Below are 11,872 nucleotides of genomic sequence, written 5' to 3' on the forward strand. Positions count from 1 at the left end.
CTAGGGAGCAGCCATGCAGCGTTGCACCGGCTTCCGATTCCGACGAGTGTTGCTGGCGGTGAGCCTCGCCGCCGGTCTGGCGGCCTGTGGCGCGCCCGGCGGTGACGGCGGCCAGGCGGCGGATCCCCAGGCCGTGCCCGACAAGCCGAGCAAGCCGGTCGAGCTGAACATCCTCGACGTCGCGGGCAACCTGCAGCTCACCAAGCAGATGATCGAGAACTTCAAGGCCGCACACCCGGAAGTGCTCTCGAAGGTGACCTATTCGACGGCGCCCGCGCCGAGCATGGCGGGCAAGCTGAAGGCCGAGCAGGACGGCGGCGTCGCCCAGACCCACCTGGTCCTGAGCGGCACCGACGGGCTGTCCGCCGGCATCGCGAACGGCACGCTCGCGAAGGTGCTCCCCGACTTCGCCGGCCGGTTCCCGAACCTGATGCAGAACTACCTCGAGCCCGCGGCGAAGATGCAGGAGCTGGCCAACGGCTACGGCATCGAGGTCGTCTACTACCCGTCGGGTCCGCTCCTGGAGTTCAACCCCGGCGCGGTGCCCGCCGCCCCGGCGTCCCCGCAGGAGCTGCTCGACTGGGCGAAGGCGCACCCGGAGAAGTTCCAGTACGCCCAGCCGTCGAACTCCGGGCCGGGCCGCACCTTCCTGATGGGGTTGCCGTACCTGCTCGGCGACAAGGACCCCAAGGACCCGGACCAGGGCTGGGACAAGACCTGGGCGTTCCTGCAGGAGCTCGGCAAGTACGTGAAGTACTACCCGTCGGGCACCACGGAGACGATGAAGAACCTCGCGTCCGGTTCGGTGGACATGGTCATGTCGACCACCGGCTGGGACATCAACCCGCGCAAGCTCGGCACGGTGCCCAACACGGTCAAGACGGCGATCATGCAGCCGATGCACTGGGTCACCGACGCCCAGTACGCCCTGATCCCGAAGGGTCTCTCGCCCGACCAGGAGTCGGCGATCCTGCAGCTGGTCGCGTGGATGCTGAAGCCGGACCAGCAGGCGATCGCCTACGACGACGGGTACTTCTACCCGGGCCCCGCGGTCAAGGACGTCACGCTGCAGATGGCGCCGCAGAAGAGCCAGGACACCCTCCGGCAGTTCGGGCGCCCGGAGTACGACCAGTGGATCGCCCAGTACCCGAAGGAGACCTCGCTGCCCACCGAGCAGCAGGTCAAGGCGTTCGACAAGTGGAACCAGCTGGTCGGCGGCTCGAAGGTCGGCAAGAAGTGACGTTCGAGCAGCTGCGCCTGGACGGGGTGTCCCGCAGCTTCGGCACGGCGAACGCCCTGCGCGGCCTCGACCTCGCCATCGCCCGTGGCGAGTTCGTGGCTCTGCTCGGCCCGTCCGGCTGCGGCAAGTCGACGGCGTTGAACTGCCTGGCCGGCCTGCTGCCCCTGACCGCGGGCAGCATCTGGCTCGACGACACCCGCATCGACGGGCAGCCGCCGGAGCAGCGCGGATTCGGGATGGTCTTCCAGAACTACGCGCTGTTCCCGCACATGTCCGTCCGCGCCAACGTCGGCTTCGGCCTCAAGATGCGCAAGGTCGGGCGCGCCGAGGCGCGGCGGAGGGTCGACGAAGCGCTCCGCCTGGTGCAGCTGACCGAGCATGCGGCGAAGTTCCCCGCGCAGCTGTCCGGCGGGCAGCAGCAGCGTGTCGCCATCGCCCGCGCCGTGGTGCTGGAGCCACCGGTCGTCCTGATGGACGAGCCGCTGTCCAATTTGGACGCCAAGTTGCGGCTCGAGATGCGGATGGAGATCCGCCGCCTCCACCAGACACTCGGCCTGACCACGGTGTACGTCACCCACGACCAGGAGGAGGCCCTGTCGCTGGCCGACCGCCTGGTGGTGCTGCGCGAGGGCGCGGTCCAGCAGATCGGCACGCCCGAGGAGGTCTACGCCCAGCCGGTGAACAGCTACGTCGCGTCCTTCATGGGCTACCGCAACCTCCTGGACGCGACGATCACCGGAACGGCCGGCTCCTCGATCACCGTGGAGGGCGCGGGAGTCCGCCTGACCGGCCGCGGCACGCTCACCGAGGGCCCGGCGAAGGTGGCGATCCGCCCGGAGGATTTCGTCGTCGGCGACGGCACGGAGAACGCCCTCGACGTGACGGTCGAGATCGTCGAGTACCACGGCCGCGAGCTGTCGGTCTCGGCCCGGCTGGAGACCGGCGTGCCGGTCTACTTCCGGACGGACAAGCGCCTCGCGCCCGGGGATACCGTCAAGATCGGTGTCCCCGCCGAGCGGGTCCTGGTGTTCGCGCCATGACCGCCGTGGCGACCGCCCGGCCCGCGCTGCGGCACCGGCTGGCCGAACGCGGCATCGACCGCACCCTGCTGCTGCTGGTGCCCGGCCTGCTGGTCACCGCCTGCCTGTTCCTGTACCCCTTCCTCTACGGCCTCCAGCTCTCGTTCGCGCCGCGCAAGGGCGGGGTCTTCGCGAACTACGCGCGGTTCTTCGGCGACCCGTACCTGCGCAACACCATCTGGACGACGCTGGGCATCGCGCTGCCCGCGACGTTCATCAACGTCCTCGCCAGCATCCCGATCGCCTACGTGATGCGCGGCCGCGTCCGCGGCAAACGCCTCCTGACGACGATCCTCGTCGTGCCGATCACGCTCGGCACGGTCCTCACCGCGCAGGGCCTGATCATGTACGGCGGACCGGCGGGCTGGCTGAACAAGGTGCTCACCGTCCTCGGCGTCACCGACCAGCCGCTCCCGCTGATCCACAACTACACCGGCGTGCTGCTGTCACTGGTGATCACCGGCTTCCCGTTCTCCTTCCTGCTGACGTTGTCCTACCTCTCGGGCATCGACCCCTCGCTGGAGAAGGCGGCCGCGACGCTCGGCGCCAACGGCGTCCAGCGCTTCCGCCGCATCACGCTGCCCCTGCTCGCGCCCGGCCTGGCGATCACCTTCTGCCTTTCGTTCGTCATGGCGTTCTCGGTCTTCCCGAGCGCCCAGCTCGTCGGCGACCCGGCGAACGAGACCCGCGTCATCTCGATCGCCGCCTACCACGCCGCGTTCGAGGAGTACGACTACTCGATGGGCTCGGCCGTCGCGATGCTGATGGCGGTGGTCATGCTGATCGTGATCGGCCTGGTCATGGCGTGGCGGGGCACGCTGTACCGCGGAGCGACCGGAGGCAAGGGATGACCGGTTGGGTCGCGCGTCCCGGACGTTGGGTCGTCTGGGCCGTCGTCGGGTTCTTCTTCGTCAACCTCGCGGGCGTGGTGCTCTCGGTGGTCGTCGACTCGTTCGGCACGCAGTGGTTCGGCACCTGGCTCCCGGACGGCTTCACCACCCACTGGTACGCCGACGCCTGGCGCGAGTTCGGCCTCTCGGACGTCCTCCTCACGACGGCGATCGTCGCGCTCGTGGTGATCGCCGTGTCGGTGGCGGTCGGCGTCCCGGCCGCCTACGCGCTGGCCCGTCGCTCGTTCCCCGGCAAGCGCCTGGTGATGCTGCTGTTCGTGCTGCCGATCCTGATCCCTCCCATCACCTACGGCATCCCGCTGGCCACTGTGCTCTACAAGTTCCACCTGGCCGGCACGATCACCGGCGTCATCCTGGCCAACCTCGTGCCCTCGGTGCCGTTCGTCGTGCTGACGATGACGCCGTTCATCGAGCAGATCGACCCGAAGATCGAGGCCGCGGCCCGCATGTCCGGCGCGCGGACCGGCTCGGTGTTCACCCGCATCCTCGGCCCGCTGCTGCTGCCGGGCATCCTGGCCGCGTCGATCCTGGTGCTGGTGCGCACGGTCGGCATGTTCGAGCTGACGTTCCTCACCGCCGGCCCGGACTCCACGACCCTCGTGGTGGCGCTGTACAACTCCGTGTTCGCCGCGGGCATCCGCGCCAACCAGTCGGTCGACGCCATGGCGGCCATCTACACCGGGTCCATGCTCGTGCTCCTCATCGTCGCGTTGCGGTTCGTGAACCCGACCCAGCTGGTGACCCGGATCCGGGAAGACACCTGAGCCGGTGTGATCCACATTACCGCGATTCGTCGAACATGTGATCGACACGATCGAGCGAACCCGCAGGTCTTGCGCCTCCCCCGAGGGGAGCTGCCAGGCTTGTGGCATGCGCTACTCGATCGGCGAACTCGCCCACCGGACCGGGCTGACGGTCAAGGCCGTCCGGTTCTACTCGGATCGCGGCCTCGTGCCGCCGTCCGGGCGCAACGCCGCGGGCCAGCGCCGTTATGACGGCGCCGCGCTCGCCCGGCTCGACGTCATCCGCGTCTTCCGCGACCTCGGCGTCGACCTCGCCACGATCCGGCGGGTGATCGACGGCGAGGCCACCGTCGCGGAGGTCGCGGCGGAGCACGCCGCCGCGGTGGAGGCGCAGATCGGCGTGCTGCGCCGGCGGAGTGTGGTGCTGAAGGCGGTGGCGAACCGCGGTTCGCCACCCGAGGCGGCGAGTCTCGCGCACCAGCGGGCCTTGTTGTCCGAAGTGGAGCGGCAGTGCCTGGTCGGCGATTTCCTCGCCGATGCCCTGGGTGATCGTCCCGAACTGGCGGGGGTCGCCCGGACGTTGACGCCGGACCTGCCCGGGGACCCCACTCCCGAACAGGCCGAGGCGTGGATCGAGCTGGCCGCGCTGATGCGGGACACGGAGTTCCGCGCCAACCTGCGCCGGCTCGCGGACGGTCACGAAGGCGGCTTGCGTCGTGACCTGGCGGCCGAGGTGCGGGACGCCGTCACCCCGGCCGTCGTGGCCGGGATCCCGCCGAGGTCCCCGGCGGCCAAGGCGATCGTCGACGGTCTCGGGCGGGATCCCGGCGAGCTGCGGGAGTGGCTCGACGTGGCCGCCGATCCGCGCCGCGAGCGTTACCTGGAGCTTTTGGGGGTGATCAACGGCTGGGCGGCACCGGAAAGCCTGGCTCCTGCCTTCGACTGGCTGGCCGAGGCGATGGCAGCCTGACGGCCTCCCGGATCGACGCCAGCGCGTCCTCCACCGGTTGGGCGTCGAGACGGTGTCCGTCGCGCAGCCGCACCGAAAGCTGCCCCGCGGCGACCTCCTGCGGGCCGAGCACGGCCTGGTACGGGACCAGCCGTCCGTCCCGGATCCGCGCACCGAGGCTGCCTTCCGCCGCGATCTCCGCCCGCAGGTCGCCGCACCGGTCGAGGATCTCCCGCGCGTAGGGCAGTTCGGCGGGAGACACCGGCAGCAGCCGCAGCTGCACCGGCGCCAGCCAGGCCGGGAACGCACCGCCGTGGACCTCGATCAGCTGGGCCACCGCCCGTTCGACGCTGCCGATGATGCTGCGGTGCAGCATGACCGGCCGGTGCTTCGCCCCGTCCGCGCCGACGTACTCCAGGCCGAACCGCGCGGGCTGGTGGAAGTCGACCTGGACGGTGGACAGGGTCGACTCGCGGCCCGCGCCGTCGGCGATCTGGACGTCGATCTTCGGTCCGTAGAACGCCGCTTCGCCCTCGACGGCGTCGTAGGGGAGGCCGTCGAGGGCCGAGCGCAGGATGTCCGCGGCGCGGTCCCAATCGCTGTCGACGTACTTGCCGCCGGGGCCGGGCAGGGAGAGCCGGTAGCGCGCCGGGCTGATGCCGAGCGCGTCGTAGGCCCGCCGGATCAGGGCCAGCGCGGCGACGGCCTCGGCCTCCACCTGGTCGAGGGTGCAGAAGACGTGCGCGTCGTTGAGCTGGATCGCGCGCACCCGGTTCAGGCCGCCGAGCACGCCGGACAGCTCGGCCCGGTACATCCCGCCCACCTCGGCGATCCGCAACGGCAGCTCGCGGTAGCTGCGGCCGCGGGAGCGGTAGATCAGCGCGTGGTGCGGGCACAAGCTCGGCCGCAGCACGAGCTGCTCACCGCCGACGTCCATCGGCGGGTACATGTCGTCGCGGTAGTGCGCCCAGTGGCCGGAGATCTCGTACAGCTCGCGTTTGCCGAGCACCGGCGAATGGACGTGCCGGTACCCCGCGCGCCGTTCGAGGCCGCGGACGTACTCCTCGAGGCTGTGGCGGACGAGCGCGCCGTCGGGCAGCCAGTAGGGCAGGCCCGCGCCGATCAGCGGGTCGGTGCCGAACAGGCCGAGCTCACGGCCGAGCTTGCGGTGATCGTGCATTGTGGACTCCTCGCAGGTGGCGAGGCGGTTGACCACAAGACGAAGCCCGGGGCAACCGCCCCGGGCCGGAAACGTCGTTCAGCGCGCCGGGACACTCCTCGGCGTCGTCGTCTGTCCAGCGCGCTCCATGGGATCGACGGTAGCAGCCGCCCGCTACTCCTTTAGGTCCTCCGGCAGCCGGAACGTGTCGAACCGCGGCTTCCCCGCCGGGCGCAGCACGAGCACGTTCACGCCGGCGGCGGTGTGCCGCGTCTCGACGTGCTCGAACCCCTTCGGTGCCGCACCGTCCGGGAAGAGCCGGCGCCCCTTGCCCAGCACGACCGGGTACAGCCACAGCCGGTACTCGTCCACCAGGTCGTGCGCGATCAGCGTCTGCAGCAGGGCGCCGCTTCCGTGGACCTGGATCTCGCCGCCCGGCCGGGACTTGAGCTCGCGGACGAACGCCACGACGTCGCCGTCCACAACGGACGTCCCGGGCCACGCCGGGTCCGTCAGCGTCCGCGACGCCACGTGCTTCGGCAGGCCGTTGAGCCGGGACGCGACCGGGTCGCCGGGGTCGGTGACCTTCGGCCAGTGCGCGGCGAAGATGTCGTACGTCCGCCGTCCGAGCAGGAACGCCTCCGCCTGCGAGAACCACTCCCCGACGAGCCGCCCCATGTCCTCGTCGTAGAACGGCTTCACCCAGCCGCCGAGGTCGAAGCCGCCGGACGTGTCCTCTTCCTGACCCCCGGGCGCCTGGTAGACGCCGTCGAGGGTCAGGAACGTCATGGCCGTCAGCGAGCTCATTCCGTTTCGCTCTTCTCGAAGACGTGGATCACGACGCCGTTGCCGGTGACGTCGGTGGACACGTGCTTGACCGTCCGCGGCGGGACGCCCTCGGCGAACAGCTTGCGGCCCTTGCCGAGGATCACCGGGAACACCATCAGCCGGTACTCGTCGACGAGGTCGTGCTCGATGAGCGTCTTGAGCAGCGTCGCCGACGCGTGGACCTGGACCTCGCCCTCGTAGCGCTTCTTGAGGTCGCGGACGGCGGCCGCGACGTCGCCGTCGATGAACGACGTGTCCGCCCAGTCCGAGCTGGTCAGCGTGGTCGACACGACGTGCTTGGGGCGGCCGTTCAGCGCGGCGGCGATCGGGTCGTTCGGGTCGGTCACGGTCGGCCAGAAGCCGGCGAAGTTCTCGTACGTCCGGCGGCCGAGCAGGAACGCGTCGGCGCGGCCGTACCACTCGGCCATCTTGCCGCCCATCACCTCGTCGGCGTGCGGGGGCACCCAGCCGCCGAGGTCGAAGCCCCCGCTGGTGTCTTCGGCCTGGTGGCCGGGGCCCTGCTGGACGCCGTCCAGCGTCACGAACGTCGTCACGGTGAGCTTGCCCATGGTGTCTCCTTCGGGTCGGTGCCGGTCGGGGCCTACACCTATCCCGTCGGATGGGGCCGCGTCGATTCGACAAACCGCCGCGGAAATTTTTTCAGGAGCTGAGGAAGAGCTCCAGCTGCTCGACGACGAACGCGTGGTCGTCGGCCTGCGGGAGCCCGGACACGCCGACCGTGCCGACCGGTCCGACGCCGCGGACCAGCACCGGGAACACGCCGCCGTGGGCGGCGTACCGGTCCAGGTCGAGGCGGGAGTGCTCCTCGAACGAGCCGCCCTTCGCGCGGAACTGCGTCCCGATCAGGAAGGAGCTGTGCCCGTAGCGGTCGACGACGTTGCTCTTGCGGTCGATCCAGGCGTCGTTGTCGGCCGACGTCCCGGGCAGCGCGGCGTGGAAGAGCCGCTGGCCGTTGCGCCGGATGGAGATCGTCACCGCGAGCCCGCGTTCGCGGGCGGCCGTCAGCAGCTGCTGGCCGAGAGCGAGCGCGGTTTCGTTGTCGAACTGCGTGAACTGGAGGCGTTCCTCCTGCTCGGCGAGCTGGGCGAGGCGATCGGCTTCCGTCATGGGGCAATTAAATCAACACTGTTGTGTAATTGCCAGTGGTGAACTGGAGGGTCACCGCGTCCGTACCTTGGACAGGAGGTGGGGCATGGGCCGGATCCGTCGTCGCACGGTGCTGGGCGGTGCGGCCGCGGCCACGGTCGGGGCGCTGCCCGTCGCCTGCGCCCCGCCGCCGCGGAAGGGCACGATCGAAGACGTCCGCCACGTCGTCGTCCTCATGCAGGAGAACCGGTCGTTCGACCACTACTACGGCACCATGGCCGGGGTACGCGGCTTCGGTGACCGCGCGGCCCTGCGCGACGTCTTCCGCCAGCGGGGCACCACCGGCGGCCCGGTGCTGCCGTTCCGGATCGACACCTCCGTTGTGGACGGCCAGGACCTCGGCGAGCTGCCGCACGACTGGAACAGCACGCACCGCGCGTGGAACGACGGCGCGTACGACCGCTGGGTCGCGGCGAAGAGCCCGATGACGATGGGGTACTTCACGCGCGACGACCTGCCGTTCCAGCACGCGCTGGCCAGCGCGTTCACCCTGTGCGACCACTACTTCTGCTCGATCCAGGGCCCCACGCACCCGAACCGGCTCTACCACTGGACCGGCACGATCGACCCGGACGGCGTCGCCGGCGGCCCGGTGACGCGCAACGCGCCGGACTACGAACCCTCCTTCCGCTGGACGACGTACCCGGAGCGGCTCGAGGCGGCGGGCATTTCGTGGCGGATCTACGCCAACGACGAGGAACGCGGCGTCCCCGAGCACTTCGTCGGCGACTACGGCGACAACCCGCTCTGGCTGTTCCAGAACTTCCACGACGCGCTGTACTCGATGGATCCGGTGAAGCGCCGGCTGGCCGACCGGGCGAACCTGCGCAAGAAGCTCAAGCCCGATTCGGGCCGGGGGAAGGACCTCGACCACGTGCTGGCCGAGTTCATCGCCGACTGCGCGGCCGGCACGCTGCCCGCGGTCTCGTGGGTGGTGGCTCCCTACGGTTACTGCGAGCACCCCGCCGCGCGGCCGGTCGACGGCGCCGCCTACCTCCACCGCATGCTGAAAGCGTTGTGGGACAAGCCGGAGCTGTGGGAATCGACGGTCGTCTTCATCAACTACGACGAAAACGACGGCTTCTTCGACCACCTCGTCCCGCCGGCCCCGCCGCCCGGCACCCCCGGCGAGTACCTGCCGGGGAACCGGCCGGAGAAGGGCGAGCCGTCCGGGCCGCCCGTCCCGATCGGCCTGGGCCCGCGCGTGCCGATGACCGTCGTTTCGCCGTGGAGCCGCGGCGGCTGGGTGAACTCGCAGGTCTTCGACCACACGTCGGTGCTGCGGTTCCTGGAGACGTGGACCGGCGTGCGCGAGCCGAACATCTCGGCCTGGCGCCGGGCCATCTGCGGCGACCTGACCAGCTGCTTCGACTTCCGGGCACCCGACACGACCATCCCGCTGCTGCCGGACGCGAACGCGTTGCGCGCCGAAGCCGACCGGACGCAGAGACGACTCCCGAAGCCGGGGCTGGGGCCGGCCGCGCTGGTGCAGGACCCCGGCACGGCGAAGGCGCGCCCGCTGCCGTACCAGCCGGTCGCCTGGGTGCAGGCCGAGGCGGACGTCCTGAAACTGCACCTGGCCAACCACGGGACGCAGGCGCTGCAGCTGGCCGCGTACGCCTACCACGCGGGCGGGCCGCCGCAACGCTTCGACGTCGGTCCCGGCGGCTCGGCGACGGGCGAAGTCGCGCACAGCGGGACGTACGACGTCGCCGTCCACGGCCCGAACGGCTTTGTCGTCGAGGCTTCGGGCGGGGTGGGCCTCGACGCGGCCGTCACGTTCCTCGGCACCCCCGCCCTGCGGGTGACGGTGACCAACCGCGGACCGGCACCGGTCACGTTGAACGACGTCACCATCCCGCCGGGTGGTGCGCACGACTTCCCGGTGCCGGCGCGCAACGGCTGGTACGACGTCACGTTCGAGGCGCCGGGGTGGCGCCGCCGCTTCGCCGGTCACCTGGAGGACGGCCGCCCATCGCGGACGGGCCCCTAGCGCAGGGCGTCCAGGGCGAAGGCGGCGAGCATCGCGACGCCGTTGGGCATCGCGTCCTCGTCGAAGAGCACGCGGTTGGAGTGGTTCGCCGCCGCTTCGGCGGGGTCGACGCCGGGCGGGCACGCGCCGAGGAACGCGTAGGCGCCGGGAACGCGTTGCAGGACGTACGAGAAGTCCTCGGCGCCCATCAGCGGGTCGGCGAGCAGCTCGACGTTGTCCGGCCCCAGCACGGCCGCGCCCAGCTCCAGCACCTCGGCGGCGACGCGGTCGTCGTTCACCGTCACCGGGTAGCCCGGCTCGACGTCGGCGACCACGCGGCAGCCGTAGGCGGCGCCGACCTGCTCGCACACCTTGGGCAGCTCGGTGCGGACCAGCGCGCGCGTCTGCTCGGACAGCGTGCGGATGGTGCCTTCGAGCTCGGCGGTCTCCGGGATGATGTTGGACGTCGTGCCGGCCTGGATCCGGGTCACCGAAAGCACCGCGGGGTCGAAGACGCTGACCCGGCGCGTGATCATCGTGTGCAGCGCCCCGACCATCGCCGCGGCCGCCGGCACGGGGTCGATCGTGTGCTGCGGCGCGGAGCCGTGGCCGCCCTTGCCGGTGACGCGCACGGTGAACGAGTCCGCCGACGCCATCAGCGGGCCGGGCCGCAGCTGCAGCAGCCCGCTGCGCGCGTTGGCCAGGATGTGCACGCCGAACGCGCGCTCGACCCGCGTCCCGGCCGCGTCGAGCACGCCCTCGTGGATCATGAACCGGGCGCCGTGGTGCCCCTCCTCGCCCGGCTGGAACATGAAGACGACCGACCCGGCCAGCTGGTCCCGGCGCTCGGCGAGCAGCCGCGCCGCCGAGGCCAGCATCGCGACGTGCGTGTCGTGCCCGCACGCGTGCATCGACTCCGGGTCCTCCGACGCGAAGTCGAGGCCGGTCTCCTCGGTCAGCGGCAGCGCGTCCATGTCGCCGCGCAGCAGCACCGCGGGACCCGGCCGCGCCCCGCGCAGGACCGCCGTCAGGGAGGTGGTGGCCTTGCCTTCGGTGATTTCCAGCGGCAGGCCGTCGAGAGCTTCGCGGATCGCCGTCTGCGTGCGCGGCAGGTGGAGGCCCTGTTCCGGGTGGCGGTGCACGGCCCGCCGGAGGGTGACGGTGCGGTCCTGGAGCGCCCGCGCGTCGTCGAGGAGCCCGGCGAACGGCGTGCCGGGCAGGGTGGGCAGGTCAGTGGGGCCGGTCATGGTCCCGATAGTGCCGTATGCGGCGCTTCGGGCGCACCGTGCGTGCGCCGGATCGACCGGCGGAATACGGTGTGCGCATGGCGGTGGATGAGCCGGTCACGGGCTTCGCGGTGGCAGTGGTCCGGGAAGACGGTCGGTGGCGGTGCAGTGCGCTCGACCCGGGGGCGTTGACCGAGCTGGACGCGGCGATCACGGAGCTGGGCAAACTACGGTCCACCGGTGCGTCCTTCGGGCTGCTGGCGGTCGACGACGAGTTCTTCGTGATCGTCCGGCCCAGCCCGCGGGGGCCGTCGTTGCTGCTCTCGGACGCGGCGGCGGCGCTGGACTACGACATCGCGGCGGACGTCCTCGACGTCCTGCGCGTCGACCCGCCGGACGAGGAGGACGACTCCGTCTGGCCCGAGGGCGACCTGGAGATCCTCACCGACCTCGGGCTGCCCGGGCCGGAGCTGGAGGTCATCGTCGGCGAGGTCGACCTCTACCCGGACGAGCAGCTGCAGATGGTCGCGCAGCGGTGCGGGTTCGGCAGCGAGTTCGCCAAGCTCCTGGACGAGCTCTGAGACGCCCGTCCGACACC

12 protein-coding genes are annotated in these 11,872 nt (G+C 71.0%); 7 read left to right on the plus strand and 5 right to left on the minus strand.

The window, feature by feature from the left end; translation table 11 throughout:
• Nucleotides 1-13 precede the first annotated feature (13 nt).
• The 5 genes from Q5425_RS23135 to Q5425_RS23155 all read left to right on the plus strand — a co-directional run bounded on the left by Q5425_RS23135 (nt 14) and on the right by Q5425_RS23155 (nt 4,943).
• On the plus strand, nt 14-1,240 hold the full coding sequence (locus Q5425_RS23135; protein WP_308674363.1) for an extracellular solute-binding protein: 1,227 nt from the start codon (nt 14-16) through the stop codon (nt 1,238-1,240).
• Nucleotides 1,237-2,280: an ABC transporter ATP-binding protein gene (locus Q5425_RS23140; protein ID WP_308674364.1), complete on the plus strand. Its 1,044-nt coding sequence runs from the start codon at nt 1,237-1,239 to the stop codon at nt 2,278-2,280. Before Q5425_RS23135 ends, Q5425_RS23140 begins: the two co-directional genes overlap by 4 nt.
• The gene (locus Q5425_RS23145) at nt 2,277-3,170 is read left to right on the plus strand and encodes an ABC transporter permease (protein ID WP_013230680.1); all 894 of its coding nucleotides are present in this window, start codon (nt 2,277-2,279) and stop codon (nt 3,168-3,170) included. Before Q5425_RS23140 ends, Q5425_RS23145 begins: the two co-directional genes overlap by 4 nt.
• Entirely contained in the window at nt 3,167-3,994 is an 828-nt protein-coding gene (locus Q5425_RS23150) for an ABC transporter permease subunit (RefSeq protein ID WP_308674365.1), read from the plus strand. The genes Q5425_RS23145 and Q5425_RS23150 overlap by 4 nt, the downstream gene beginning before the upstream one ends.
• 106 nt (nt 3,995-4,100) lie before the next feature.
• On the plus strand, nt 4,101-4,943 hold the full coding sequence (locus tag Q5425_RS23155; protein ID WP_308674366.1) for a MerR family transcriptional regulator: 843 nt from the start codon (nt 4,101-4,103) through the stop codon (nt 4,941-4,943).
• Here Q5425_RS23155 and thrS read toward each other — a convergent pair.
• The 4 genes from thrS to Q5425_RS23175 form a co-directional block, all read right to left on the minus strand.
• Nucleotides 4,873-6,138, minus strand: coding sequence for a threonine--tRNA ligase (thrS, locus tag Q5425_RS23160; protein WP_308674367.1), 1,266 nt, complete (start codon nt 6,136-6,138; stop codon nt 4,873-4,875). The two genes, Q5425_RS23155 and thrS, sit on opposite strands and share 71 nt — an antisense overlap.
• Nucleotides 6,139-6,255: 117 nt before the next feature.
• The gene (locus tag Q5425_RS23165; RefSeq protein ID WP_308674368.1) at nt 6,256-6,888 is read right to left on the minus strand and encodes a dihydrofolate reductase family protein; all 633 of its coding nucleotides are present in this window, start codon (nt 6,886-6,888) and stop codon (nt 6,256-6,258) included.
• Nucleotides 6,885-7,478, minus strand: coding sequence for a dihydrofolate reductase family protein (locus Q5425_RS23170; RefSeq protein ID WP_308674369.1), 594 nt, complete (start codon nt 7,476-7,478; stop codon nt 6,885-6,887). Before Q5425_RS23170 ends, Q5425_RS23165 begins: the two co-directional genes overlap by 4 nt.
• A gap of 91 nt (nt 7,479-7,569) precedes the next feature.
• Nucleotides 7,570-8,037, minus strand: a complete 468-nt coding sequence (locus Q5425_RS23175; RefSeq protein WP_308674370.1) for a heme-degrading domain-containing protein — start codon at nt 8,035-8,037, stop codon at nt 7,570-7,572.
• A gap of 85 nt (nt 8,038-8,122) precedes the next feature.
• On the opposite strand from Q5425_RS23175, the gene Q5425_RS23180 reads away from it, so the two are divergent.
• On the plus strand, nt 8,123-10,069 hold the full coding sequence (locus Q5425_RS23180) for a phosphocholine-specific phospholipase C (RefSeq protein WP_308674371.1): 1,947 nt from the start codon (nt 8,123-8,125) through the stop codon (nt 10,067-10,069).
• Here Q5425_RS23180 and Q5425_RS23185 read toward each other — a convergent pair.
• On the minus strand, nt 10,066-11,295 hold the full coding sequence (locus Q5425_RS23185) for a M20 family metallopeptidase (protein ID WP_308674372.1): 1,230 nt from the start codon (nt 11,293-11,295) through the stop codon (nt 10,066-10,068). The genes Q5425_RS23180 and Q5425_RS23185 overlap by 4 nt on opposite strands.
• 77 nt (nt 11,296-11,372) lie before the next feature.
• Between Q5425_RS23185 and Q5425_RS23190 the strand changes: the two genes are divergently transcribed.
• Nucleotides 11,373-11,855 (plus strand): tRNA adenosine deaminase-associated protein, encoded by a 483-nt coding sequence (locus Q5425_RS23190; protein ID WP_308674373.1) that lies wholly within the window; start codon nt 11,373-11,375, stop codon nt 11,853-11,855.
• The last annotated feature ends 17 nt before the right edge of the window (nt 11,856-11,872 follow it).

Origin of the sequence: Amycolatopsis sp. A133, from assembly GCF_031082405.1 — a bacterium.
GTDB lineage: Bacteria > Actinomycetota > Actinomycetes > Mycobacteriales > Pseudonocardiaceae > Amycolatopsis.